The organism is Bdellovibrio bacteriovorus (genome assembly GCF_001592745.1).
GTDB lineage: Bacteria > Bdellovibrionota > Bdellovibrionia > Bdellovibrionales > Bdellovibrionaceae > Bdellovibrio > Bdellovibrio bacteriovorus_B.
This window is the reverse complement of sequence record NZ_LUKD01000001.1, coordinates 1,802,368-1,825,775: the sequence shown is the minus strand read 5'-3', so window position 1 is coordinate 1,825,775 and position 23,408 is coordinate 1,802,368. Positions and strand designations below refer to the sequence as shown.

The following is a 23,408-nucleotide window of genomic DNA, read 5'->3' as shown; positions in this document are numbered from 1 at the left end:
ACTATCTTAAATCCCAAGGAGGACTTCATGAAGTCAGTCATCTTTGGGATTTTTTCTTTTCTGCTATTCACTTCTTCCACGTTCGCGCGAGGAACTTATCTTTACGAATCGCGCTTTGATGTGATGGGAAGAAACTACGTGGATCGTCTGGACGACAAAGCCACTGACAATTTGAGTGCCTTAGCACCCGCCAAACGCAATATCTGTGTTCAACGCTACAAAGATGTTCTTGACGATGGCCTGATCGATATTCGCATTGCCTTGGGGTATTTTGATTGGACAACAGGAAGTAATGTCTATGCGGAAGGAAGAAGCTTTGGTCTAAGTCCTTCCTTAGATTTAGGAGCTTTCGCTGCTTTAAGAAAACTTCTAACGACCCCTTGTTATGGTCGCGCCCGTTTTTGCGGCTTTAAGCAGGATCCAAATAATATGTATCGCTTTAATCGCGAAGTGATCGTGCATGGGATTAAATATCCCGCGCGCGTGGAAGTACACTTTTCCTCTGCCACCGAATTTCTTGAAACCAACATCGGGCGCATGAGCCGCGAACAACAAGATCGCACAAACTTCATGGACGCTTACTTCGCAAAAGCTTTGCAAAACGCCGATGCGGTTTTTTACTTTGGTCATGCGAGAAATGGCGGCGGTCCTGATTTTTCTCCTCCCGTGTTTGTTCGTGGTCGCAACAAGGTGAATTACGACGGATACTATGAAGTGCAACGTCCCGGCTTGAAGAAATTATTAACCGCTTTATCAGGTTCTAAAAAAACACCTATCTTAGGTTTGATGGCATGCAACTCTCGCGATCATTTCTTGAAAAAAGTGCGTGCGACCGCTCCGAATACGGGTGTGATCACTTCACTGGATGTTCTGAATGTCGATGAGGTTTACACGGCTACTATCGGCGGCATCGATGCGATTTTGCGGGGTCAATGTCAACAGACCTTCTATCAATCACTCAGACTGACACCTAACAATCAACGTTACATCACGATGGATGGAATGTTCGAATAAAGGGCTTTGGTCCGAGCTAGTTTTACAAATGTGTTAGACAGTGTGATTTAAAAAATTCTCACCTCTGCACCTTTTATAATGACAAGACAGAACGGAGGTTTTCTATGGTGAGTTTGGAACAACTGCCTCATCCAGATTATTTACCTTATCCTAATCACTACACGGCGGCTTTTTTTGAAAACGCAGACGAAGCAATGAAGGCCATCGAAGAACTTGAGGATTACGGATATACCGACGAAGACTTCAACGTGTTTGAAGGCGACAAAGGTATCGATGCCGTCGATTTAGAAGGAAGCCATCACACTCTTTTAGAAAACTACATGCGTAAATTTATTAAATTTTCGGACTCTGCCGAGTGGCGCTTTTTAAACGAAGCCGACCAAGAGATAAGAAATGGTCATGTTCTAATCTGCGTTCCCACGCCTTCCGACAGTGAAAAAGAGGAAGTGATAGACGCGTTTAAACGCTATGGAGGCTATGACATCCGCTATTTCACGCCTCTTTATATCGAAGAAGTTGTGTGATGACATAATCTAAGGTACAGGTCTCTCATACATCGAGGTGATTTATGGGAGATCTAGAATTCCGCGTTTATAAAGTAGCTTCTGAATTTGGCGAGTGGCTTGCCGCTTTTGATGGCTCTGAGCTGATCTTTTTAGGTAGCTATGCTTTAGGTAAAAAGAAGGTCGAAGGCGACCTGGCTGATTTTTTCCATGAACACTATCACTTCCATGTCGGCTCTTTTACTCCGGTGAAGTGGAGCAAAGGCAATTTCTGGAACGGTAAACACAAAATCAAACTTCAAGGCACAGAATTCCAAGTGCGTGTGTGGTTAGAACTTCTAAAAATTCCTTATGGCAAAACTTGGACTTATTCAGAGCTTGCAAAAAAATTGCGTAAGCCTTCTGCGGTTCGTGCTATTGCTTCAGCTGTTGCGAAAAATCCGGTTTGTTATTGGATTCCTTGCCACCGTGTTGTGGGTAAAAATGCGAATAAACTCAAATATCACTGGGGCCCGGAGCTAAAGGCAGAATTGTTGAGTTCTGAAGGCGCTTTGTAAGCTCTTGATTTTTGGTAAGTTTTTTCAAACTAAAACCTTAGTCTATATTCACATTTAGCTCTTTGACTTACATATAAATTACTATGTAAATTATATGTAAATAACGGAGAGCTTTATGCGTGCCCTCGCCCTTCCCGAATTACAGAACGTTCCTTTTGTCTCTGCAGAGCACTTACAACCACCTGCAGGTTTGTCCACCGGTCTTGCCGTTTTGGACAACTTCCTTTTGTGGAAGGGAGTGCCTCAAGGAGACTTAAGCCTGCTTCAAGGCCTGCCCGGTACCGGAGCCACTTCTTTATGGATTCGCATCGTTCAACAAGTTCATGCTCAAAATAAATGGGCCGCTTGGATCAATGGAGATGCGCAGTTATTTCCAACCCATCTTTCTCATCAAAAAATAAATTTAAAGCGTCTGCTTGTAGTGAAAGAGCCGCAAGAAAAAGATCAGCTTTTCTGGTTGTTGCAAGAGTTGATTACTAGCTCTTTATTTGAAGTGATCGGCTGCAACCTAAAAGAGATCTTTTTAAAGAATCATCAGCTGCAAAAATTAAAACGTCTTTGTCGCCTGCACAAAGTGGCTTTGGTTTTTGTAAATCAAAAGCCGGTGAAGTTCATCAATCCACTTTTTAGTCTGATTATGCACTTTCAACGCGACTTCATCACTATTCAAAGAGCCTTGCACCGTCCGACACCTTTTAATATTGCTGGGAGTATGATCCATGCGAACTTTATGCATCAATTTAAAAACACCACAAGAAAGCTCCTCAGCTGAGGCCTTTCTGCTTTTAAGTCCGCGTGTGCAGTTTCGCTTTCCGCAATTTATTTTTGTCGAGATCGAATCTACGCAGCACTTATTTGGCGGCGAACATCGTACGATGGAAAAAGCTTTAGAGATCGCTCGTAAGTTTTCGGGCGATCCAGCAGTGGCTATTGCTGACACGGCTCCGGCGGCGCAGATGTTTTCACGTTGGCGCCCGTCGTATGTGGCTCCTCGCGGGAAAGAACAAGAGGGTTTTCGTGGTTTGGGCTTAGATGCCTTGAAAGACTTAGAAGGTCTACATCCTTGGCCCCAAAAAAGACCGATTGAACATATGATTTCATTCTTCCACACCCTGGGTGTGCATGGTTTGGAAGATGTTTTAAATTTTCGCATGAATTCATTGCGCGAAAGATGGGGAGAGTTCGGTGTTTTACTTTGGAATCGTCTGCATTCTCAAGACTCTCAGGTCATATCACCTCTTGTGCCTCGCGACCCTCTTGTGGGCTATGGTTACTTTGACGATCCCTTAGGGGCCGTGCCTTTATTGATGGCGCGGATTAAACCGCACATGGATATTTTGTTTGCGCGTTTGGCGGGGCTTTCACGTTATGCCCAACGCATGGATTTGATTCTGCACTGCGAATACTCAGATAAAAAACATCCTGTCAGTATCGAGCCGGTCAGCCCGACTCGCGATCAGGAGCTTTTTGAAGATCTCTTGGAAAAGAAGCTGACGTCGTTGGTTTTACAGAATCCGATTCGTGAGTTTGAAATTTCCGTTTTTGATGTGCCAGAAAAGGTGCAACAACTGGATTTTTTTGAACCGCGCGACAACACCGAAGACCGCTGGCGCCGTCTCATCAGTTTTGCCAAGCAAGCTCAGTGCGATATGGGCTTTTTACAAATGGAAGCCAGCCATTTTCCAGAACAAAGTTTTCGTTTAGTCACTGACTGGCCCGAAGATTTCAAGCCTCAGGATTTAGTCGAACGCCAAGAAGAAGCGCTCCAGGTGAAATCGGTTTATGCAAAGTCTTTGGCGACCAGTCCTCGCCCCGCTTTGCTTTTAGATAAGCCGCAGCTTTTGTCGACGGCCGAAGCGCAGAAATTGCGTTTTGTTTCATCTTTACCCAGTGAACGAATCGAATCGTCCTGGTGGCAGATATCCGTTCAAGATTTAAAAAATAGAGATTATTACTTTGCGCTCTCTCATCAAGGTCAGCTTCTGTGGGTTTTCAAGGATCGCATAAATTTACAGGTGTACTTGCATGGCTATTTTGATTAGTGGAAATCACAAAGTTAAGCTTCCCGCCTTATCGTCGCAATCCCAGAAAAGCGTGGCTAAACCTAAGCCTCGCGCCAAAGGCTTTGTTGAACTTTTAGGTCGCAGCAATTTTTCTTTTCTGCAAGGAGCTTCTTCACCTGAAGAGATGGTGATTGAAGCTATCAAGCTTGATTATGACGGCGTCGGCATTTGTGACCTAAATGGTCTTTACGGCGTGGTGCGCGGATTTCTTTCAGTCAAATCCCCTTCGATGTTTGAAGCTTCTGTTCAAGCTAAAGAGGGCTTTAAATATCTCGTAGGTTCTGAGCTGACTTTGACCGATGAAACGTCCGTCACTCTGATTCCCATTAATAAAGAAGGTTATTCTCATCTTTGCAAACTTCTGACTTTAGGTAAAAGACAAGCGGCGAAAGGTTTTTCAAAACTTTCTTTAGAGCAAGTGGCCGAGCACAACAAAGGTCTTTTATGTTTGGCCATTCCTCCTTGGAGTTCCGAGCGCTATGAAAAATTAGAAAAGATTTTCGGTGATCGTCTTTATCTGCCGATTTGGCGGGATCTGACTTGGGAGTCGCAAGAGTTCTGCCGTCAGGCTTTTCTTTTAGAAGAAAAATATCAAGCTCAGCTTTTTGTCACACAGCGCCCGTTCATGCACACGCCCGACAGAAAGCCCTTGTTTGACGTTATCACCTGCATTTTACATCACACTACTTTGTTTGAAGCTAAAGATAAGCTGATTCAGAATGCCGAGCGAGCTTACCGCAGCATCGAAGATCTGTCTTCATTATGGCAAGATCGCTTAGATCTTGTGGAAAAAACTGTGGAGATCGCCGGACGTGTGAATTTTTCTTTGGACGAAATTCGCTATCGCTATCCGCATTCGAATTTGCCCGAAAACACCACGCCTTCAGAACACTTGCGCAATCTGGCTTTGCTGGGCGCAAAGGAACGTTATCCTGAAGGAGTCTCCCAGAAAATCATCAGTCAGATCGAGTATGAACTCGCGCTGATTAAAGAGCTTGAATACGAAGACTATTTTCTGACTTTGAAAGAAATCTGCGACTTCGCAAAAAGCCGGGGGATTTTATATCAAGGTCGCGGATCTGCAGCGAACTCGGTGGTTTGTTATTGCATCGGTCTTACTTCAGTGGACCCGATAAAAATCTCTTTGCTCTTTGAACGATTTATTTCTCGTGAACGTCGCGAACCGCCGGATATTGATATCGACTTTGAGCACAGTCGCCGTGAAGAAGTGATTCAGCATATCTATGAAAAGTACAATGAACGCCATGCTGCTATGGTCTGCACTGTCGTTCGTTATCGCTCTCGCATGGCGATTCGAGAAACGGCGAAAGTTTTTGGTATTCCTTTAGATAAAGTCAATGCGATGGCCAAATTTATGGGTCGAGACGGGATCAGTCGTTTGTTAGAACCTGAATCCGCCGCTCGCTTCGGTGTGACGGATCCTAATCACTGGAAAATGTTTTTACATCTTTCACAACAACTGCGTGGCTTTCCCCGTCACTTGGGAATTCATACGGGTGGTTTTCTGATCACTCAAGATCCCATCACAGAAATGGTGCCCGTCGAAAAAGCGACGATGGATGGACGTTACGTCATCCAGTGGAATAAAGACGATGTCGCCACCTTGAAGCTGATGAAAATCGACGTTCTAAGTCTGGGCATGCTGACATGTTTACGTAAATGCTTTGAGCTTTTAAAACATCATAAAAATCTGCATTTCAATTTAGCTTCTTTTTCTCAAGAAGACGATGCCCCGACTTATGAAATGATTGGCAAAGCCGACACCGTCGGTGTTTTTCAGATCGAGTCTCGAGCCCAAATGCAGACGTTACCTCGCATGAAGCCTAAGACATTTTACGATTTGGTCATTGAAGTGGCGCTGGTTCGTCCTGGTCCTTTGCAAGGGGGCATGGTTCATCCATTTTTAAAACGCCGTCAGGGTTTAGAAAAAGTCACTTATGCTCATGATGATCTGATCCCTATTTTGGAAAAGACTCACGGAGTTCCCATTTTTCAAGAACAAGTGATGAAGATCGTGATCGCAACGGCTGGATTTACTCCGGGTGAGGCCGATGAGCTTCGTCGTATTATGTCTTCAGCTTGGCGGAAGCGTTCAACCATGGAAAGCATTCGTAAAAGAATTTTGGATGGTTTTGCCGCTCATGGAATCAGTCAAGAATACGGAGAACAGATTTATAAAACTATTGAAGGTTTTGCGAACTATGGTTTTCCTGAAAGTCATGCGGCTAGCTTTGCTCTTTTAACCTATGCAAGCTGTTACATTAAAAAACACCACCCCGATGTTTTCGTGTGTGGGCTTTTAAACAGTCAGCCCATGGGATTTTATGCTCCCCGCACTTTAGTGGCCGAAGCGCAAAGAAATGGCGTTCAGGTTGTTCCATTGTGCGTGCAAAGATCTAACTATGATTACACTTTAGAGGGCATGGGACCGGGACTGCATCCCATGCGTGTGGGACTGCGATCTATCTTTGGATTTCCTGAAGCTTTACTTCGTCGCGTAGAAGAGTCCCGCAAGGCTTACGGCCCTTTCAAAGATCTTCCCGACTTCATTCGCCGCACCGAACTTCCACGCAGTGCTTTACTTAAGCTTGCCGCAGCCGGAGCTTTTGAGTGCTTTAATGGAAATGTGCGCGATCTGATTTGGCACTTAGAAAGTCTCAGCCTAGATCAAGAAAGTTTTTTGTGGGGTCTTCCCAAAGAACAATTCGAAGTTGACGAGGAAGATGACGACGACACAGAAAATATTCCTTTTGAGTCGAACTGGGATCGCTTGCGACGCGAATACGATACGAAGGGGTATTCAGTGAACTCTCATCCCCTTTCGGTTCTGCGTTCTTACTTGAAAGAAAAAAACAATGAACTCGTGTCAAAACGTTTTGTTCCCTATTTTTCTTCGGATGATCTTGCCCGCATGAAAAATAAAACCAAAGTGCGCTTGGCGGGATTGGTTTCGGTCACGCAGAAACCACCAACGGCGAAAGGCATGTGCTTTATCACCTTAGAAGATGAATTTGGTTTTATGAATATCGTGATTCACCCGGATGTTTATCAGAAAGATCGCTTAGCTATTTATGGAAGATCACTTTTAGAAATTCATGGCCAAATCGAAAAAGTCGGAGAATTGATTAATATTCGCGCCGCCCGGGTGTTGCCGCTTCAGTAATTTTCAGCAAGATCGCCACAGAGCTAGAAATAGAACTCATGAAACTTCACATTTTTATTCTGGAAATCCTTATGCAGACCGTTTTCATAAACACGCAAGACGATGTAGTTCTTGCGCACAATAAGAACTAAAGGGTTCATCGAGCCGAGTCCATGCACTTGCGCAGGAGTGATTGTATGAGCCTGGGCTTCCGATAAAGGGAACTCTTTTAATAAACCAAGAAGCTCGGTCTCACGCATCTGCGTTTCGAGTCTTGGGTTCATGACGGCGAAATCCAGGTCGCTTGATTTAGAATAGGCTTTTCCATTCACAAAACTGCCATACAAAACAATCGTATTATCTCTCTCGGATAAGAAGCGATCTTGCAGGCGAATGGCCGTTAAAAGAACATCTTCTCCTTTAAGTACGACAGGGACCTTTGTGATTTTCTGAACGCGCTCGTAATAAGCACTTAATGTTTCTTCCAGCGAACGGCCTTTATTGTAAATAGCCTCTTTGAAGAATTCCGCCGCATTGATTTCACGAGCAACAACTAGATCAATATGACGCTTGAAAGTTTTAAAAGGACCGTCGTTGTTATACTTTAAAGCCTTCACTTCATTGTAGTACTCAGAAATGAGCTTATGCAGCTCCGCTTTCTTTTCCGGTGAAAGATGTTGTAGATTTATTTTTGCTTGATCCAAGGAGCCTGGCTTATGGTTAAATTCTGTCAGCCCCATGATCGCTTTATACTGCTCGATAGCTTTTAGAATTCTTTGTGGCGAATCGGGATTAAGAAAGATCTCCACTTCTTCGGAAAACACCCAGTTGCACGTCAATTGGTAGGCTTGGGCCATAGACCCCATAACCATCGACATAGCTAAAATCACTGTTTGCATCCACTTCAACACGAAAAAACTCCTCATAACCCCACGAGCGCAAAAATGGCGCCCCTCTGTCTAAAAGATAGTGGGCTAAAGTCTCTTAAATTGAGACTCATGTCGTATAAAGAGGTATTGAGCAAATTCAGGGCCTAAAAACCCATGACCCTGCCGAAGATCTTTGGTATCCCCTAAGAATGATTCGCGAAGCCTTTATTTTTCTTTTTACACCCACGTCTGCCATCGCCAAAAAATATGGCTTTCTTTATCAATCCATCGCTTTGCAAGCCCGTTATCACCGCTGCAAAAAAGCCTGGCTTCCGCATCTTAAGAATTGTCAGGATTTGTTTTTAGCTACGGTTAAGGCCTTGCCTAGAAAAAAGTCCGTCGTGATTTTGGGAAGCGCCCACCTACACGAAATCCCCATGCATCTTTTAGAAAAGAACTTTGAATCGATCACTTTGGTGGATGTGATTCACCCGATCCGTCATCATTTGTTGGCTAAAAGAACTTCACGAGTGAAGCTCATCACACAAGATCTATCTGGCAGTTTAGCAAGTTTAGAGAACCTGCAAAGCCTTGAAGATCTTTACGAGCTGAAAGACAAACTGGCTCAAGAAACACTTTTTAATTTCGACGCCGACCTCATTGTGTCAGGGAATCTTCTTTCACAGTTGGCCCTTCTTCCGATTGAAGCCATTGAAAAGAAAATCAAACGCGCATTGACTCTGGAAGAAAAAGACGTGCTTTGTACGGGCTTTGCGGAAATCCATCTTAAAAATTTAAGCGCCTGCAAAGGCACAAAACTTATCTATGCCGACCGCGAAGTCACTTATCGCGACCCCAAAGGCGACGAGATTTACAAAGGCCACTATCCTGTTAATTTTTCTGGATACGAAAAAGTGAAGGAGTGGAGCTGGTTGCTGGCGCCATTGAAGGAAGCATCGAAAGACTATTCCATTGAAATGAAGATCGAAGCCTATAAATCTGTTGAGCCATCGTAAAATCTTATTTCTCGCACATAACACCCACAACTATGCCGCGGTGTAGACCCAAAAAAGAAGCAGGCACCTATTTCTTCGGAAATGCAAAAGCCCTACAAAAATGCTGCGGCGTAGACCCAAAAAAGAAGCAGGCACCTATTTCTTGATGGCGACAAAAAGGCCTTCGTAGGATGGAACGATCGCGGATTCATAGAGCGCTGGGTCTGCAAGGCGCTTGTTGAAATCTTGCATGACCTTGATTTGTTTTTCGGAAAACTTTTGAGTGGTGGCATCACCCCAAACAGAACCGCTCAGAAAAATATTGTCCCCGAGGATCAAACCACCTGAACGCAAATTCTTTTCGGCCCACATAAGATAATCGAAGTAAGCCGCTTTGTTTCCGTCGATGAAAACACCGTCGAAAGGACCTGACACAGAAATCTTTTCCAGTTCTGCGCGGGCGTCCCCCATCACTAAATGAATTTTCTTTTTGCTCTGATCTAGTCTTGCAAAAACATCCGCAGATTTTTCGCCATGCTTGGGATCTTTTTCTAGGGTCCAAAGCTCGCCTCCGTCAGGCAAGGCTTCAAAAATATACTGCGCGGATAGACCTGTTAGGGTCCCAATCTCGACGAACTTTTTTGTGCCGTGAAGACGCACCAAAGTTTTTACAAGCTGTGCTTCAGCAGGAGAAATACTAATGCGCGCCAAGCCCAGTTCTTCGGCATACTGACGCGATAATTTTTTATTCTCATTCTCTTCAAACAGAAGGGAATTCATGTAGTTTTCTTTGCTAGTTAACACCGTCTCACGCATGCGGGGATCTTCTCACAGATTTCCGATGAAGTTAACAGGAAGTTAATTTGCGGGCGTTTCTTTATCTCGAAATAATAGGTTTTTGCAGACGAAAGTTCCAAGCAAGGAGGAATATATGACACGTTTAAAAGTTAACTCCCTCGCAGTTTTGGCAGTATGGACCCTGAGCGCCTGCGCCACTAAAGAAGAACCTCCAAGAGAATACTATCGCCCGGCGACCAACTCGCAGTCCGCAAATGCTCCGAAGTCTTCAGCAGCTGCCTTGGGTAAAACCGGTGATGAAAATCTAAGTCGCAGTACAAAGTTCACGGCACTTTCACAAAACATTCGTTTTGAACCAAAGAGCGCCACACTTTCTGCTTCCAATCGTCGCGCCTTGGACGGCATTGCCGATGAAATGAAAAAATCTTTGAACACTTTTGAAACCGTTCGCGTAACCGGCTTTTCTGATGCTGTCGGTGACAGCAGTGAAAATCAGGATATCTCTGAACAAAGAGCGCTGGCCGTTCAGGATTACTTAGTAAAAAAAGGAATCCCTGAAGAAAAAATCGAAGCCATTGGTATGGGCGCCGTACAATCGGACATGATGGGTAGCGAATCCCAACAAGCGCGCGATCGTCGCGTGGATTTTGAGATTGTGGAATAAAATGAAAAACGGCAAGATGTGGGCATGAACCCACTTCTTGCTTTCGACCTTGATGGTACTTTGATTGATTCTGCTCCCGATATCGTGGTTGCCGTAAATCGCACTTTGAAAAACCACGGCAAAATCATGCTTTCTGATGAAGTCATTATTTCTCACATCGGTGAAGGTCTTAAAAAGCTGATCGCAGATCTTTTTCTTGAAGACAATTTAGAGCCTTCACAAATCGTGGAACTCGAAATGGAATTTTTACGCATCTATGAAGAGGAGATGTTTAATAGAACCACTATCTTTCCGGGCGTAGAAAATTTTCTTTCTTCTTATCAAGGCCCCGTGGCCATCATCACAAACAAGAACGAAAAACCCGCGAAGGCTATTCTGAGCCACCTTGGCTTAGACCGCTATCCTTGGGTGAATGTGTTTGGAGCCGATACTTTGGAAGAACGCAAACCGAGCCCTCTCCCCCTTCAGACCATGATGAAGCTTGCGAGCCGAACTCCCCAAGACACTTTTATGATTGGCGATGGCATCCCCGATGTTCTTTCGGCTTTGCGCGCGGGCGTTCCCTCCATCGCGATTGGATTTGGGTACACCTCAATTTCTCTCTTGGAAAAATATGAGCCGATGGGAGTTTTGGGGCATTATCAGGACCTTCATTCCCTCCTCGAAAAGCTCTCTGTCAGAGCATGACGCATATTCGCTAGAAAAAAGGACCAGAGGGCCTTTGTAGGCTTGCGTCGGAGCCCCCAGGCCTATATAAGATGAAACCTTAAATGGGGGTCATCTCCGGTGAGTGATATTCTTTTAGAGGTTCAAAATCTTAAGACGCGCTTTAAAACCGACGATGGTTCTTTTTTCGCCGTTGACGATGTCAGCTTTCATGTGAAAAAGGGCCAAACTCTTGGAATCGTTGGGGAATCTGGCTGCGGCAAATCTGTTACATCTCTTTCAATCATGCGCTTGATTCAAAAGCCAGGTCAGATTGAATCCGGAAAAATTATGTTCAAAGGCAAGAACCTTTTGGACGTGACCGACTCTAAAATGCGCGAGATTCGTGGTAACGAAATCGCGATGATTTTCCAAGAGCCTATGACTTCTTTGAACCCGGTCTACACAATCGGTGATCAAATCGAAGAAGCCATTCTTCTGCACCAAAAAGATCTGAACAAACAGCAAGCTCGTGAGCGCGCGATCGACATGCTTCGCATCGTGGGTATCCCAGCTCCTGAAAAACGTTTCCATGAATTTCCGCACCAGCTTTCGGGCGGTATGAGACAACGTGTGATGATCGCGATGGCGATCAGCTGCAACCCCGAACTTTTGATTGCCGACGAACCAACGACAGCATTGGACGTAACGATCCAAGCTCAGATCTTGGATCTTATGCGCAAACTTCAAAAAGACTTTAACGCCGGCATGATTCTTATCACGCATGACTTGGGTGTTGTTGCAGAGATGTGCCAAGAAGTTGCCGTGATGTACGCGGGTCGCGTGGTTGAGTTCGGAACAGTGGAAGATATTTTCTATCGTCCAAAACATCCTTACACAAAAGGTCTTTTGGATTCCATCCCGCACTTTGAAACGGGTCACAAACTTGAACACTTGAAAACTATCAAAGGCATGGTTCCTAGCTTGTACAATCTTCCTAAGGGTTGTCGTTTTGCGGATCGTTGTCCTTACGCTCAGGCCGATTGCCGCGAGTCTTATCCGTCACTTGAAAACCTTCGCGGTATTCATAAAGTGGCTTGCTACCACCCTTTGACTGAAGAGGTAAAATAAGAATGAGCACTCCTCTTTTGAAAGTTGAAAATGTCACTAAAAGCTTTCCGATCTATGGCGGACTTTTCAGCCGTGAAGTGGCTTCGGTAAAAGCGGTTCAAGGTATTTCCTTTGAACTTAAAAAAGGCGAAACGCTAGGCCTGGTGGGTGAATCCGGTTGCGGTAAATCTACTTTGGGTCGTTGCTTGATTCGTCTTCATGACACGACTTCTGGAAAAATTTCTTACAACGGTAAAGATATCACGCACATTCAAGGTGAAGAGTTGCGTGACATGCGTAAAAAAATGCAAATCATCTTCCAAGACCCGTTTGCTTCTTTGAATCCGCGCATGACGATCGGTTCGATCCTTGAGGAGCCGTTGATCATTCACAACCTTTATGGCTCGGTGAAAGATCGTCAGGACCGTATTCACGAATTGATCGACCTTGTGGGTCTTCGTCGTGAGCATTTGAACCGTTACCCGCATGAATTCTCGGGCGGTCAACGTCAGCGTGTGGGTATTGCCCGTGCTTTGGCGGTGAACCCTGAATTGATCGTGTGTGACGAGCCGGTTTCAGCCTTGGACGTTTCGATCCAAGCACAAGTGATCAATCTTTTGATGGAGCTTCAACAAAAGCTCGGTCTTACATACATCTTTATTGCGCATGACTTGAAGGTGGTTGAACACGTTTCAACACGTGTGGCTGTTATGTACTTGGGAAAAATCGTTGAAATGGCAGAGGCTGAAGAGCTTTACCGCAATCCGAAACATCCCTATACGAAAGCCCTGATGTCAGCAATCCCAGTTCCAGATCCTCGCCGTCGTGACGAGCGTATCATTTTGACTGGGGACGTGCCGTCGCCAATCAGCCCTCCTACAGGCTGTCATTTCCACCCTCGCTGCCCTATGGCTATCGAGGATTGCAAGACCATAGTCCCGCCTTTGGAGCTAAAATCTCCGGATCATATCGCGGCCTGCATTCGCGTATAAAGAAGTTACCTATTTTTTCCGATAAACTCCCTAGGTTGCGTAACCTGGGGAGTCTATGAAAACGCAAGGCAAAGTTTGGATCATCTACGACGCTGAAACTAAGAAACAGACAAAACCGATGTCTGTTGTTCAAGCGCAGGTCACTTTGCTGTCTTTAGACTCTACATCACATCATAAATACTTTCTTTGGACACCCGGTTGGGAAGAATGGATCAGCGTTAAGGAGTTCTTAACGTCGGATCAAAAATACTTCGTCATGGCGCAACCTCCTCGTCCGGCAGAACCTGCTTTCACATCACCTGGCTCTGTTCCTGATGACACTTTAACGGCTACTCACAACGCTCCGCCGACACAATCTTCGTCTGACAGCCCTTACACACAAGTGGTTGTAGGAGAAGCGCCCTTGAAGCAACAAGAGTTCGGTGGCTATCATCATCAAGACTTCAATGGTGATGAGTTAGATCTGAAAAAGATCGCGAAAATTAAACCTGAATCCACAAAGAAAAAAGCGGATCCAGCACCAGCTCCAAAAGCAGAACCAAGTGGAGCCGATCGTCGTCGCGATCCTCGTCATAACTTTAAAATCGAAGTCGTTCTGGTTTCTAAGATTCGTTCATTCCGCACTTACTCAAAGAATATTTCTTTAAGCGGTACGATGTTGGAAGATGAGATCCCGCGAGACTTTTTGAATAAACCCTTCGATCTTATTATCGTAAATCCATTTGAACCCGATCCATCAAAAGCCCGTCTGCTTTTCCGCGCAAAAATCGTCGGAGACATGACAGACCCACGCCGCTTGATGTTCATCGAACAAGACGTCGCCATGACCTTGCGTCTGGACGCTCTTCTTAAAGCCTACGTCATCTACCAAGACCAAGTCCGCCGAAGCGCCGGCTAAAAGGTGCCTGCTTCTTTTTTGGGTCTACGGCGCATCAATTGCTGCGCCGTAGACCCAAAAAGTAAGCAGGCACTTTCAAAAAAAATGGGTAGAAGATTTCTCTTCTACCCATTTAGGAAAATATTTGCAGATTGTCGAAACGTGCAAAGGTGGCTGCAAAGTTATTTATATAATTCAAAATACTCATCGGCTTCTCTTCACAATTATGAACGAGACCTCGGCATAGTTTTTCCTTGAATAAAAATTCGGTTACATGAACATCTCGCAATGAAACATTTTTGGTCTAGAAAGCGAGTGTTTTAGTCAAGGCTCCTTAACATCGCGCCGATATTTTTTAGGTAGGACGTAAAGGAGACAACAATATGAGTACAGTGAAGTACTTGGTTCTCTTAGTAGTGACTCTGATGTTAGCAACGGCTTGCGAGCAACAGGTTGAAGATGATGGTTCGAGCGAAAACGATCAAGCCACAAATCCAACACGCTTTCTTTATATTGCTAGCGGAAGTTGTTATGCCGGGGGACCTACGCCGACATCCCCTTCGCGCACGATCTCCCGTGTGAATCTAGCGACCGGAAATATCCATGACATCATCGTTGACTACAACGCGGCTTCGCCGGGCGATGCGCCTATCACCGTTATCAATCACGATGACAACACCGTTCTTTCTTTGGTCGAGAACACCAGTGGGCGTCGTGTGGATCGAGTGACGAAGTCTTCAAATGGAAATCAATATCAGACCTATTTTACGAACTCGACGGCTCTGAATGCGGTGATGAGAAGTATGATTGTTGCCTCTGATGGGGCTCTTCTCATCAGCAAATCAAGCTCGATTGAAAAGTTCGCAGCGAAAAGTCGCGTGGGGACCGCGGCCTATGTGAACGCACCGGGTGGAGCTTGTGCGACAACGACAACCTTGATTTCAAGTGTGGCCGTGACTCCGACGTATGGACACATCCTTTATACCCATGCCGCCGCTGCTCCTAATAACAAGTTAAACGCGATAAAAAGCACGGGCTATGTTTCAGCGGCAGATTGTTTAGCAAGCACATCGATCACTCCGACAACGGCTTTGCCGACAGCCATGGTTTACATTCCTTCGTCGAATGATGTTTTGATCGCAACGGGAAGTACGACTGCGGCTTCGAATATGATAATTTCCTATCCCATAACCGAAACCGCCTCGACCGTCACGATTGGATCGCCGACTGTCGCCTACAACAACACCAGTGTGATTTACGGCCCTTCAGCGATGACCTATGATGCTGAAACAGGTTTTGTATATGTAGCGAATGGATCCACATCTTTAGCGAACGTGATTGAAAAATTCACTTATGATTCAACGACGAAGACTCTGACTCGCGTTGGGACCGTGCCCTTCACCGGGACAAGTCTGCAAACGAATTGTATAAGTTCGATGTTTGTAGGGAATTAAAAAAGGCACCGGAAGGTGCCTTCTATCTACCACCCGTGAAATTGATTTTCCATTGAGTTAACGTTCCTGTGTTACCGCTTTTACCGTCAACTACTTTCAAGGTCCACGCGCCTTGACTACTCTCTTGATAGAATGCATTTGTCAGAAAAACGGCACTGGATTCGGTAAAGTTGGCTAGGCCTGACAAGGAATTTCGCATATTCACAAGAATGCTCTTTTTACCAGAAGGAGATATCAATTCCAAAGCCAGTTCCGAGACGTCGGGATGTGTGACCGACACTTTAATTTGAACGGATTCGATTTTGATGACGTCATTTACAACTATAAGACTGCTTGTACCTGCGGCATTATTGTCGGGTATACTCGCAGAAATACTTCCCGAAGTATGAGCCCAATCAGTTTCGGTATAGGTTCCCAGCTGAGAAACGTATTGCTTCGCCATTTTCACTGCAGCGTCGACATCCACTTTTCCAAAGCCGTACCAATTGTGAAATTTAAAACCCGCACCATTCACAATCCATGGCTGCTCCCAAGCATACCCCGTAGGCGTAACTTCCAAAGGATGTGATATTACACCCGAAGTAACGTAGTTCACCGGAACGGCTGTCTTTGCGAGAATATATTTTATATCACGCCATGAAAGATTTGGGTTAGCTTCCATTAACAAAGCGACAACACCAGCAAGAATTGGTGCCGCGGAGGACGTTCCATTAAAAGTAGCTGTATAGTTACAGGCCGAATTCCCGTTCGCGCCACGCTCAAAAGCAACCTTACTATTGATGTTTGAAACCGAAAATCCCTTCGAACACCCCATACGATCAGTCGTTATCATTGCTGGAGAATCGTCCCCGAATTCCCCACCAAAAGAGGAGATCCAAATGTTTGAACCCGGAGATGAATAGCTTGCGGCGTACCCTTGAGCATTTAAGGCTGCTACGATCAAAGTGTACGGCGTACTGTTGTCAGAGTCGAAGCCTGAGTTGCCTACACAATATTCCTCTTCGGAGCCACGACACAAAATAAAGAACGAGTTCCCTGCAGCTTTAACATAAACCGAACCTCTACCTGAGCGTCCGTTCATTACCTTAAATTTCATTTGAGCTAGAAAAGACGATAAAGGAACGTGAAGTATATTTTGGTCAAAACCCCAACTCATATTATAAATATCGAAATCCCCGGCAGCCTGCGCAATAGTTTTATCATCATCTTGATCTTGCCCATACGCGATGTAATTAGCAGACGCAATTGAGGCCTGATATGCCACTCCTTTGGTTCCTACTCCATTGGAAGCAGTGGCTGCGATCAAACCAGCAACCGACGTACCATGATTATCTTCAGCATGCTTTGGAGACGCGGTCGCTGAGACCCACGGATAAGCACCTGTGAAGTCAAGAGACACGCCGCTAAGGAAATTTTTTTTCAAATCTTCGTGCGTATCTTCAACTCCATCATCAGAGACAAGAATTTTAATTCCTTTTCCCGAATATCCGCTTTGCCAAGTTTGAAGAAGATTAAGATCATTCCCAGGCTCGCCAGACTTTGATGAAAAAACTTTTTGAGCAGTGTTATTGATATGCCATGCAAGCTCCAAAAGAGGATCGGCGCCTGTTTTATCTGGCTCGGCAGCAGAAAAGGTACTCTCTGCACAATTCGTAAAAAAGAGCGCGGTGACGGAACCTGCCAATATAAGCGATATAAGAATGCGTGTTTTATGGCTAATTCTTTTCATATCGTTTTCTTAAAATTTCCATTTCGACACTCTCAATACCGGGGTCACTATTCAAAACGTCTTGTAGTTCTTTTAAATCGAATGGTTCCGTTGGCGAGGTCACAAAGTATGTTCGTATATCTGGAAAGCCGCTTAGGATTTTTAACCCCAAGTTTTGAGTTAAGAGATCTGTAGAAATTCCGCTTTTTAAAACTACAGAGAATCGTCCCGTGACTATCCCCGGAATTCCTAGCCGCGGATCATAGACGACCACAGGGTTTGCAGCCACAAATGCATTTGGATCTGCGCCCTCATCTTTCACGAGATAATAAGCAGATGTGTCTCCTACAATCTCTTGAGGAGGTTCTCCGGCAACTTTGGGAATTGCTCTAACATTTTTCCAAATTTTCCAGTCCGTTTCTTCAAATATGCGTGAATCAACAAATTCCGCATTCTGAAGATTCAACTTAACTTTTCCACTCTCGGATTTCGGAAGTCTTAACTTGCGCGGCACCATCTGCGCTGGCTCTTGGTTCGAAGCAATTTCAGTGGTTTGAGTTTTCTCAGCAGATTCCACTGCCACGGTGGCAGTAGAAGTGGACTCATTGTCCTTTGTTGATGATGAGATGGAAGAAGCATCAGTGTTTGCAGTCATTACTGACGAAGAAGCCCCTTTATTCCAAAAATAAAGAGCCGCTCCCCCTAATACGATCAATAAAATGACTATGGATAACCGACGTGCCATGAGCTTCCTATTTTAGCTTGTTTACTAACAGGATGCTCATTATTTTCCGCTAGGACTATTGAGAAATTGTGGAGCTGGCCTTAGGGTCTCGGACTGAGACAGTACCTTCGTCTAAGGCCCTTGAACTACTCGTTCAATTTAAGAAGTGTCTGAACAGTTTTCTTAAGCTTTTCGACGTCGAAAGGCTTTTTGATATAGTCATCAGCGCCGATTTCGAAAGCTTTTTTCATGTCGTCTTCGGTGGCTTTGCCAGAAACGAAAACCAACGGAATCTTTTTAAGATCACGGTGGTCTTTCAGAAGCTGAGCCAGTTCAAAACCGTTCACCCACGGAAGACCTACATCCATCAGAATCAAATCAACCGGATGGTCATCCAAGGCCGTAGAAAGTTCCGTGGCGTCAGCGGCAAGCTTTGTCACATAACCTTCAGTTTCTAGAATTCTCTTCATCGCCAAACGCATGGTCTCGTCATCTTCGATGACCAAGATCACTTTGGGATCAAGTTTCTTCTTCGCCTCACGAAATTGATCTAAAGAGACAACGTCTTGGCTTGCGATGCGCGCCTTCGTCATCTTCTCGATTTTATCGACTAAATCCTTCGTGTTGATTCTTTTATCCTTCATACATTCCTTAGTGAGAACCTTGAGCTTCTAACCATCTTTCAGCATCAATAGCTGCCATACAGCCTGTACCGGCTGCCGTGATGGCTTGGCGGTATACGTGATCTTGCACGTCTCCGGCCGCAAAGACACCTGGAATATTAGTATAGGTCGTGTTTGGCTGTGTAATCAAATACCCTGTCTCATTCATATCCAACATACCTTTGAAAAGGTCTGTATTTGGCTTATGGCCAATGGCTAGGAATAGACCCGTAATACCAAGATCTTTCACCTCACCCGTGTTGACGTCTCTGATCTTAGCGCTTGTCATGCTTTTGCCATCGCCCATAACTTCGGTGACTTCCGTGTTCCAAAGAACTTCGATCTTTGGATTTTTCATCACACGTTCAGCCATGATTTTGGAAGCGCGGAAATGATCGCGTCTATGGATCACATAAACTTTAGAAGCAAAACGAGTTAGGAAAGTGGCCTCTTCCATCGCTGTGTCACCACCACCGACAACACCAATTTCTTGGTTGCGGAAGAAAGCCCCGTCACAAGTTGCACACGCGGATACCCCACGGTTTGAATACTGTCTTTCTGAAGGAAGACCCAAGTACTTCGCACTGGCGCCTGTTGAAATGATGATTGATTTTGCTAAATGAAGTTTGTCACCAATCCAAACTTTGAATGGACGTTGCGAGAAATCCACTTTCGTCACGTTGCGAGTGATAAAGCGAGTTCCAAATCTTTCGGCTTGTTTTCTCATCACTGTGATAAGATCAGGTCCCGTGATTCCATGCTCAAAGCCAGGGAAGTTTTCCACTTCTGTTGTCGTCATCAATTGACCACCGGCTTCTTCGCCCTCGATCATCAATGGTTCTAAATTCGCGCGAGATGTGTAAACAGCCGCTGTCAAACCTGCAGGGCCTGAGCCGATAATAATCACGTTTTCAACTTTAGTATCTTGAGTCATAGAAACCTCACAAAATAGGGACCAATTTACGCCCCTAGGCTACCACAAACAGGCTTGTTTTCATTACTTCTTTGCACGTTTTGGACTGCGTCAGCTACAATGAGCCATGCCTTTGATTTCGTTTAAAAAAAATCGTCCCGCTTTCGAGGTTCCTTCGGGGGCAAACCTGATGAAATCTCTTCTTGAAGCCGGCCTCCCCGTCGCTTCAAGTTGCGATGGTGATGGTGTTTGCGCCAAGTGCAAGATCACCATTGTGGAAGGCAAAGAGAATTTGACCCCGGAAAACGAAACCGAGGCCTTCTTAAGGGAGTCTAAAGATCTGCCAAAAGATGTTCGCATTAGCTGCCAAACTCAAGTGATTGGCGACGTCACCGTCGATGCAACGTACTGGTAAAAACAGATTTATTTGGGGTGCAGAAGCGGCTCTCGATAAAGGTAACGAAACTTATAGACCTTTTCCTTCAAATGGAATTCCAGGAGAAGTCGCTTCTTCTTCAGGTCGATCCCATCCAATTGGTGTAGCGACTTGGGCCGCACACGGGCCCTTACCAAGCTGGATATAAGACAATCCTTTCTTTCCCCCATGAGGTCGTTCGGAATTACACAAGGACACATTCCCTCGAAGGACTGTCATTGATTCACTTGGGGCGATGAATTGCGCAGAATCACGTTCGGGAGGAATCGCAGCGAAAACGGTGTCAACTACGGCCGTTAACACAAGTGCCGAAAGGATCAGCCCTAGTAGGAGCTTCATATCTACCTCCGTCGTTATAAAATATTATAAACGGATTTTTGCCCAACATGATCAAACTGCTGTTTGACGCAGGACCTTGAGTTACAAATTGAACAACTGACACGTCTTCTTGGCCGCGATAGCCTATTTATATGAACGGACGTATTCATATTTATCGCGTATTTGATATCGGAAAAGACGTGAACCTTGAAGGTGTGCAACGCCACTTCGAGATGTCGTCGTCTGCCCAACGTTTCCGTTTAAACCGCTCATCCAAAGCGATGATCATCAATCAGCCTCCTCTTTCACTGGTGATTGAAAACTCAAAGTACAGTGCTTTAGGTCACCCACTGGATTTAGAAGTGACAGCCAAGATTTGGCATTTCGGTGCAGTCTCTTTAACGATGTCCTTCATTCTTCCTAAAGGACTGACTTGGGAGCGCCTAATTGCATTGGGTAACTTCCTAGAAAATGATTCAAACCTTCATGACTTAGCGAAAAAACGTGTAGAGCAGATCGTTACAGGATTAGGTCGTCCGGTTTCCACGGTGAACTGGGAAACTTATGAAGACTACGCGTGCTATTTCTTTCAAAGCCTTGAAGGCTGCGAAAAAAACGCGATGGAAGTCTTTAATCGTTACGATGTCTTTCGTTTGATTCTGTCCGAAAATAACGAAACTCTGTCTGAACAAATTAAAAAGACGATTTTGGACAGCACATTTCAATACAGCCAAGATGATCTGGCGGTTATCGACTGGAATTCGGCTTTAATTATTGAACCTTCTGGATCGACGGACATCATTGACGTCATCGAGTTCTCTCTTTGTCAGTTGCTGGAAATGCGCTATTACGACGATCTTTTGGATGAAAGACTGACTTACTTGTATTCTTCTTTAGAGAAAAAACGTTTCAGTATTTTTCAGAATCACTATTCGCGTTTATCAAGAGAAGCAGCCCAAATTTATCTCGACATCTCAGACACCGTTGAAAGCGTTGAGAACACCATGAAAGTGGTCGGGGATTTCTATTTGGCAAAGATCTTCCGCGCCGCCTCGCAAAGACTGCGCTTTAAGGACTGGAAAGACAGTGTCGACCAAAAACTTTCAAACCTGGCGCAAGTGTCCCGGCTGTTCGTGGGTGAGGCTAACGAAAAACGGAACCAACTTTTAGAGATCATCATCATTGTGCTGATCGCGATCGAAGTGGTTCCGCTATTCTTTAAGTAATTAAACTTTTTGCAGGCGCACGAAATTAATTTTAATACCTTCACGCAAGAAGATCTTTTCGAATGCAGTTTCGAAATTTTGGTCTTTCATTTCAGAATTATGCAAATCCTGAGTTTCAAAAATAATCTTGTAAGAAGACTGACGGATTTCATCCATCGCCCACAAGAAATAAACCAAAGAGTCTGTTTTGAAATTGATGAAGGAACCCGGCTTCTGCAAGCGATACAGAATATCCAAGTTTTGCTTACAAACAAAACGATTCTTGGGTTTCTTAGGCGAAGTCCAAGGATCTGGAAAGTGGATGTAAACATTGTCAATCTCACCTTCAGTGAAAAGCTCTTCGATATTGAAGGCGTGATAGCGAGCGATCGCCGCGTTTTTGCAGCCATCGGTCACCGCGCGACGAATAGTTTGGATCAAAGGCTTATACTTAAGCTCTAATCCCACCAGCAGACGTTGTGAGTGAGTCTTCGCATGATGAGCGAAGTAAGTTCCGTTCCCCGTTCCGACTTCCACGTCCATTGGCAAAGCCGCATCGGCTTTAAAAACATCCGAACGCCATTTGCCTTTATTCAGAGGAGCACGAAGCTCGTCAAAGGCAACGTGAGCATACTCACCGTTCAACGCCAAGGTATAGGCGTTTTGGTTTGGTAAATCTTTAGTGATATTGATTCGTCTACGTGGAACCGGGATTGTCATAGGCCCCTTGATTAGTCGGACGAGGGCCGTCGGTCAAGCTTTTCACTGTGAACGGACGCAAACTCTCATAGGGCTGCTGTCGAATAGGGCACGTCAAGACATCGCAAGCGCGGCAGTAGGATTTTTTACATGGGTCTAAGTGAAAAGCGAGCTCTCCATCAAACTTATAAGCCGCCACCACACAAGATTCATAGCGATGAATCAGATCATGTGCTTTCACGATATCCCAATATTCAGGAATGACCATGTGAGCATCAACGTGATGAAAACGTCCCGAACGAATGATGCGTAAATGATGAATATCAATCACGCCGGGCTCGCGACATTTCGCCAAAACATCTGTGAGATCCTCTAAGATTTCCTCATCCTGCTCGTCCATCAAAATACCTAGGGATTCACGTACAATTTTGTATCCGGAATATGCCAGCTGCAATCCGACCAAGATAGCGACAACAGGATCTATCCACTGAAGATCCGTCAGCAGAACCAAACCCAGCCCCACCATCACGCCTGCAGTCGTAAGCACATCCGAAATGACATGAGCACCACTGGCTTTAAGAGCGTCAGAATGATGAGTTTTACCGATGTGTTTTAAATAAAGCCCAAGACCCAAATTTAACAAAGCTGCAACCGCGACCACTAACAAACCGATCTCGAGTTGTTGAGTCGGCTCGTGATAGATCAGGGCCTTGATACTCTCGTAAATAATCATCAAGGCCGCAAAGAAGATCAGACCACCTTCAAAGGCCGAACTAAAAGACTCTGCTTTACCATGTCCATAAGGATGTTCATGATCGGCAGGTTGAGCGGCAAAACGAACGACATACAAAGCTACTAAAGAGGCCACGACGTTCACAATACTTTCAAGAGCATCGGATAAAACGGCGGTCGAGCCGGTAATACGATAAGCGCCCATCTTTAAGGCAAATATCAAAAAACTTGCGATGGCGGAAATCCATGCGGCTCGATTTCTAATTTTATTTGCTGAGTCTGAAAGAATGTCTGACGCCATATAGAG

24 protein-coding genes are annotated in these 23,408 nt (G+C 45.0%); 15 read left to right on the top strand and 9 right to left on the bottom strand.

Going from position 1 to position 23,408, the window contains the following annotated elements; all coding sequences use genetic code 11:
* Positions 1 to 27 precede the first annotated feature (27 nt).
* From AZI87_RS08800 to AZI87_RS08775, 6 genes are all read left to right on the top strand, one after another.
* The gene (locus tag AZI87_RS08800; RefSeq protein ID WP_063206185.1) at positions 28 to 1,014 is read left to right on the top strand and encodes a hypothetical protein; all 987 of its coding nucleotides are present in this window, start codon (positions 28 to 30) and stop codon (positions 1,012 to 1,014) included.
* Positions 1,015 to 1,118: 104 nt separating this feature from the next.
* Positions 1,119 to 1,538 (top strand): hypothetical protein, encoded by a 420-nt coding sequence (locus AZI87_RS08795; RefSeq protein WP_063206184.1) that lies wholly within the window; start codon positions 1,119 to 1,121, stop codon positions 1,536 to 1,538.
* A 44-nt stretch (positions 1,539 to 1,582) separates the two neighbouring features.
* Positions 1,583 to 2,074, top strand: a complete 492-nt coding sequence (locus AZI87_RS08790; protein ID WP_063206183.1) for a methylated-DNA--[protein]-cysteine S-methyltransferase — start codon at positions 1,583 to 1,585, stop codon at positions 2,072 to 2,074.
* Between the two features lie 115 nt (positions 2,075 to 2,189).
* The gene (locus AZI87_RS08785; RefSeq protein ID WP_063206182.1) at positions 2,190 to 2,846 is read left to right on the top strand and encodes a recA protein; all 657 of its coding nucleotides are present in this window, start codon (positions 2,190 to 2,192) and stop codon (positions 2,844 to 2,846) included.
* Complete coding sequence (locus tag AZI87_RS08780; protein ID WP_253696580.1) at positions 2,794 to 4,116, top strand: hypothetical protein; 1,323 nt, start codon at positions 2,794 to 2,796, stop codon at positions 4,114 to 4,116. The genes AZI87_RS08785 and AZI87_RS08780 overlap by 53 nt, the downstream gene beginning before the upstream one ends.
* The gene (locus tag AZI87_RS08775) at positions 4,100 to 7,321 is read left to right on the top strand and encodes an error-prone DNA polymerase (protein WP_063206181.1); all 3,222 of its coding nucleotides are present in this window, start codon (positions 4,100 to 4,102) and stop codon (positions 7,319 to 7,321) included. The genes AZI87_RS08780 and AZI87_RS08775 overlap by 17 nt, the downstream gene beginning before the upstream one ends.
* 23 nt (positions 7,322 to 7,344) lie before the next feature.
* Here AZI87_RS08775 and AZI87_RS08770 read toward each other — a convergent pair whose 3' ends face one another.
* Entirely contained in the window at positions 7,345 to 8,211 is an 867-nt protein-coding gene (locus tag AZI87_RS08770) for a hypothetical protein (protein ID WP_063206180.1), read from the bottom strand.
* A gap of 167 nt (positions 8,212 to 8,378) precedes the next feature.
* Between AZI87_RS08770 and AZI87_RS08765 the strand changes: the two genes are divergently transcribed.
* Complete coding sequence (locus AZI87_RS08765; protein ID WP_063206179.1) at positions 8,379 to 9,185, top strand: hypothetical protein; 807 nt, start codon at positions 8,379 to 8,381, stop codon at positions 9,183 to 9,185.
* Between the two features lie 135 nt (positions 9,186 to 9,320).
* On the opposite strand, the gene AZI87_RS08760 is transcribed toward AZI87_RS08765, so the two are convergent.
* Positions 9,321 to 9,980, bottom strand: coding sequence for an O-methyltransferase (locus tag AZI87_RS08760; RefSeq protein ID WP_063206178.1), 660 nt, complete (start codon positions 9,978 to 9,980; stop codon positions 9,321 to 9,323).
* Positions 9,981 to 10,095: 115 nt separating this feature from the next.
* Between AZI87_RS08760 and AZI87_RS08755 the strand changes: the two genes are divergently transcribed.
* From AZI87_RS08755 to AZI87_RS08730, 6 genes are all read left to right on the top strand, one after another.
* Positions 10,096 to 10,626, top strand: coding sequence for an OmpA family protein (locus tag AZI87_RS08755; RefSeq protein WP_063206177.1), 531 nt, complete (start codon positions 10,096 to 10,098; stop codon positions 10,624 to 10,626).
* A gap of 24 nt (positions 10,627 to 10,650) precedes the next feature.
* Positions 10,651 to 11,313, top strand: coding sequence for an HAD family hydrolase (locus AZI87_RS08750; protein ID WP_063206176.1), 663 nt, complete (start codon positions 10,651 to 10,653; stop codon positions 11,311 to 11,313).
* Between the two features lie 99 nt (positions 11,314 to 11,412).
* Positions 11,413 to 12,402 (top strand): ABC transporter ATP-binding protein, encoded by a 990-nt coding sequence (locus AZI87_RS08745; RefSeq protein ID WP_063206175.1) that lies wholly within the window; start codon positions 11,413 to 11,415, stop codon positions 12,400 to 12,402.
* 2 nt (positions 12,403 to 12,404) lie between these two features.
* Positions 12,405 to 13,373 carry an ABC transporter ATP-binding protein gene (locus tag AZI87_RS08740; protein WP_063206174.1) on the top strand — a complete coding sequence of 323 codons (969 nt, stop codon included), beginning with the start codon at positions 12,405 to 12,407 and terminating at the stop codon, positions 13,371 to 13,373.
* Positions 13,374 to 13,428: 55 nt separating this feature from the next.
* Positions 13,429 to 14,271 carry a PilZ domain-containing protein gene (locus tag AZI87_RS08735; protein WP_063206173.1) on the top strand — a complete coding sequence of 281 codons (843 nt, stop codon included), beginning with the start codon at positions 13,429 to 13,431 and terminating at the stop codon, positions 14,269 to 14,271.
* A 362-nt stretch (positions 14,272 to 14,633) separates the two neighbouring features.
* Positions 14,634 to 15,704 carry a hypothetical protein gene (locus AZI87_RS08730; RefSeq protein WP_063206172.1) on the top strand — a complete coding sequence of 357 codons (1,071 nt, stop codon included), beginning with the start codon at positions 14,634 to 14,636 and terminating at the stop codon, positions 15,702 to 15,704.
* Between the two features lie 22 nt (positions 15,705 to 15,726).
* On the opposite strand, the gene AZI87_RS08725 is transcribed toward AZI87_RS08730, so the two are convergent.
* From AZI87_RS08725 to trxB, 4 genes are all read right to left on the bottom strand, one after another.
* Positions 15,727 to 17,433: a S8 family serine peptidase gene (locus AZI87_RS08725; RefSeq protein ID WP_155722521.1), complete on the bottom strand. Its 1,707-nt coding sequence runs from the start codon at positions 17,431 to 17,433 to the stop codon at positions 15,727 to 15,729.
* Positions 17,420 to 18,157 carry a hypothetical protein gene (locus AZI87_RS08720; RefSeq protein ID WP_063206171.1) on the bottom strand — a complete coding sequence of 246 codons (738 nt, stop codon included), beginning with the start codon at positions 18,155 to 18,157 and terminating at the stop codon, positions 17,420 to 17,422. Before AZI87_RS08720 ends, AZI87_RS08725 begins: the two co-directional genes overlap by 14 nt.
* A gap of 125 nt (positions 18,158 to 18,282) precedes the next feature.
* Positions 18,283 to 18,780, bottom strand: a complete 498-nt coding sequence (locus AZI87_RS08715; protein ID WP_063206170.1) for a response regulator — start codon at positions 18,778 to 18,780, stop codon at positions 18,283 to 18,285.
* A gap of 7 nt (positions 18,781 to 18,787) precedes the next feature.
* Positions 18,788 to 19,732, bottom strand: a complete 945-nt coding sequence (trxB, locus tag AZI87_RS08710) for a thioredoxin-disulfide reductase (protein WP_063206169.1) — start codon at positions 19,730 to 19,732, stop codon at positions 18,788 to 18,790.
* A gap of 106 nt (positions 19,733 to 19,838) precedes the next feature.
* Between trxB and AZI87_RS08705 the strand changes: the two genes are divergently transcribed.
* Positions 19,839 to 20,126, top strand: coding sequence for a 2Fe-2S iron-sulfur cluster-binding protein (locus tag AZI87_RS08705; RefSeq protein WP_063206168.1), 288 nt, complete (start codon positions 19,839 to 19,841; stop codon positions 20,124 to 20,126).
* Between the two features lie 51 nt (positions 20,127 to 20,177).
* Here the strand turns inward: AZI87_RS08705 and AZI87_RS08700 are convergent, their stop codons facing one another.
* The gene (locus AZI87_RS08700; RefSeq protein ID WP_063206167.1) at positions 20,178 to 20,486 is read right to left on the bottom strand and encodes a hypothetical protein; all 309 of its coding nucleotides are present in this window, start codon (positions 20,484 to 20,486) and stop codon (positions 20,178 to 20,180) included.
* Between the two features lie 131 nt (positions 20,487 to 20,617).
* On the opposite strand from AZI87_RS08700, the gene AZI87_RS08695 reads away from it, so the two are divergent.
* The gene (locus AZI87_RS08695) at positions 20,618 to 21,691 is read left to right on the top strand and encodes a hypothetical protein (protein WP_063206166.1); all 1,074 of its coding nucleotides are present in this window, start codon (positions 20,618 to 20,620) and stop codon (positions 21,689 to 21,691) included.
* Here AZI87_RS08695 and trmB read toward each other — a convergent pair whose 3' ends face one another.
* Both trmB and AZI87_RS08685 read right to left on the bottom strand, forming a co-directional pair.
* The gene (gene trmB / locus AZI87_RS08690; RefSeq protein ID WP_253696576.1) at positions 21,692 to 22,390 is read right to left on the bottom strand and encodes a tRNA (guanine(46)-N(7))-methyltransferase TrmB; all 699 of its coding nucleotides are present in this window, start codon (positions 22,388 to 22,390) and stop codon (positions 21,692 to 21,694) included.
* Positions 22,368 to 23,402 carry a cation diffusion facilitator family transporter gene (locus AZI87_RS08685; protein ID WP_063206165.1) on the bottom strand — a complete coding sequence of 345 codons (1,035 nt, stop codon included), beginning with the start codon at positions 23,400 to 23,402 and terminating at the stop codon, positions 22,368 to 22,370. Before AZI87_RS08685 ends, trmB begins: the two co-directional genes overlap by 23 nt.
* Positions 23,403 to 23,408 lie beyond the last annotated feature (6 nt).